General features: G+C 78.2%; 2 protein-coding genes. Both read left to right on the top strand.

The features are described from left to right. Positions 1 to 834, top strand: an 834-nt coding sequence (locus tag ACFV0G_RS38800) for an ABC transporter permease (protein WP_380558444.1), incomplete at its 5' end; no start/stop codon positions are given. A 20-nt stretch (positions 835 to 854) separates the two neighbouring features. Beyond that, a partial coding sequence (locus tag ACFV0G_RS38795) for an ABC transporter ATP-binding protein (RefSeq protein ID WP_380558441.1) occupies positions 855 to 1990 on the top strand: 1136 nt, incomplete at its 3' end.

The following is a 1990-nucleotide window of genomic DNA, read 5'->3' as shown; positions in this document are numbered from 1 at the left end:
GCCGCGGGCGCCCCGCCCACCCGGGCGCCCGGCCCCGCCCCGCGGGGCGCCGGGCGGCGGCGGGTGCCGTACGCCCTGCTGCTGCCCGCACTGCTCGGGCTGGTCTTCCTCGTCCTCCCGCTGGTCGGGCTGCTGGTGCGGGCGCCCTGGAGCGCCCTGCCCGAGCAGCTCTCCAGCCCCGAGGTCTGGCAGGCCCTGCGGCTCTCGCTGATCTGCGCAACGGCGGCCACGGGGGTGTCGCTGGTGCTCGGCGTGCCACTGGCCTGGATGCTGGCCCGGACCGATCTGCCGGGCCGGCGCTTCGTCCGCGCCCTGGTGACCCTGCCGCTCGTCCTGCCGCCGGTGGTCGGCGGCGTGGCGCTGCTGCTCGTGCTCGGCCGGAACGGGATCGTCGGCCGCTGGCTGGACTCCGCGTTCGGCATCACCCTGCCGTTCACCTCGGCCGGTGTGGTGCTGGCGGAGGCGTTCGTCGCGATGCCGTTCCTGGTGATCAGCGTCGAGGGGGCGCTGCGCGCCGCCGACCCCCGGTACGAGGAGGCGGCCGCCACCCTGGGCGCCTCCCGGCTGACCGCCTTCCGCCGGGTCACCCTGCCGCTGATCGCACCCGGCATCGGCGCGGGCGCGGTGCTCGCCTGGGCCCGGGCGCTCGGCGAGTTCGGCGCCACCATCACCTTCGCCGGGAACTTCCCCGGCCGCACCCAGACCATGCCGCTCGCCGTCTACCTGGCGATGGAGTCCGATCCGGAGGCGGCGATCGCGCTCAGCCTGGTGCTGCTCGCCGTCTCGATCGCCGTGCTGGCCGGGCTGCGCGAGCGCTGGATGTCGAGCCCGTGACGCCCCCTCAGGAGACCGCGGTGAACCGCCTCGCGAAGCCGGCCGCGCCGGCCCTGGACGCCCTGCTGCAGGTCGAGCGGGCCGCCTTCCGGCTGGACCTCGCACTGACCGCGGCCCCCGGCGAGACGGTCGCCCTGCTCGGACCGAACGGCGCCGGCAAGTCCACCGCGCTGCGCGCCCTGGCCGGCCTGCTGCCGCTGACCGCCGGCCGGCTGGCCCTGGACGGCACCGTGCTGGAGGATCCGGCCGCCGGGCTGCACACCCCGGCGGAGGACCGTCCGGTCGGCGTGGTGTTCCAGGACTACCTGCTGTTCCCGCACCTCAGCGCCGTCGACAACGTCGCGTTCGGGCTGCGCTGCCGGGGCCAGCGCAAGGCCGCGGCCCGGGCCGAGGCCCTGCCCTGGCTGGAGCGGATGGGCCTCGGCGACCACGCGGCGACCCGGCCCGGACGGCTGTCCGGCGGGCAGGCCCAGCGGGTCGCGCTCGCCCGCGCGCTGGCCGTCCGCCCCCGGCTGCTGCTGCTCGACGAGCCGCTGGCCGCGCTGGACGCCCGGACCAGGCTGGACGTACGGGCGCAGTTGCGCCGCCACCTGGCGGAGTTCGAGGCGGTGGCGGTACTGGTCACGCACGACCCGCTGGACGCCATGGTGCTCGCCGACCGGCTGGTGGTGATCGAGGACGGCCGCCAGGTGCAGGCCGGCACCCCGGCGGAGATCGCCCGGCACCCGCGCACCGACTACATCGCCCGGCTGGTCGGCCTCAACCTGTACCGCGGCACGGCCGACGGCCGTACCGTCACGCTGCCGGACGGGCCCGTGCTGACCACCACCGAGGAGCTGAGCGGCCCGGCCTTCGTGGCCTTCCCGCCGGCCGCGGTGACGCTGTACCGCAAGCGCCCGGACTCCAGCGCCCGCAACGCCTGGCCGCTCACCGTGGCCGGCCTCGACCTGCACGGCGACCAGGTCCGGGTGGACCTGACCGGCCCGGTGCCGCTGGCGGCCGACCTGACGCCGACCGCGGCCGCCGAACTCGACCTCGCCCCCGGGGCGGAGGGGGGGGGGGCCCCGCACGAGGCGCCGCCACGCCCCCCCCCCCGCCCCGGCCCCCCCGCCGCCCGCGCCCGCCGCGGCCCGCCCCCCCCGCGCGGCGCCCCCGG

Source organism: Kitasatospora sp. NPDC059571 (assembly GCF_042735675.1).
Lineage (GTDB): Bacteria > Actinomycetota > Actinomycetes > Streptomycetales > Streptomycetaceae > Kitasatospora.
The sequence above is the reverse complement of the archived record's forward strand: the minus strand, read 5'-3'. Positions and strand labels throughout refer to the sequence as shown.